Here is a 212-nt window from a genome sequence, read left to right as displayed (position 1 = left end):
ATGGCGCGATGGCAGAATGGCTATGCTACGGATTGCAAATCCGTCTATCTCGGTTCGACTCCGGGTCGCGCCTCCACAAAATTGCGTTTAATGGTTACTTTTAGTAGCGGTTAAAACAACACTTTGCCCGAGTGGTGGAATCGGTAGACACAAGGGATTTAAAATCCCTCGCTGAATAAGCGTGCCGGTTCAAGTCCGGCCTCGGGTACCAT

General features: G+C 50.5%; 2 tRNA genes. Both read left to right on the top strand.

Going from position 1 to position 212, the window contains the following annotated elements:
• Positions 1-2: 2 nt before the first annotated feature.
• Positions 3-76: transfer RNA gene (locus H5185_RS22705), tRNA-Cys, on the top strand.
• A 49-nt stretch (positions 77-125) separates the two neighbouring features.
• Positions 126-211 (top strand) — tRNA-Leu (locus H5185_RS22700).
• Position 212 lies beyond the last annotated feature (1 nt).

This window comes from Shewanella sp. SG44-6, from assembly GCF_014164185.1.
GTDB classification, from domain to species: Bacteria; Pseudomonadota; Gammaproteobacteria; order Enterobacterales; family Shewanellaceae; genus Shewanella; species Shewanella vesiculosa.
The sequence above is the reverse complement of the archived record's forward strand: the minus strand, read 5'-3'. Positions and strand labels throughout refer to the sequence as shown.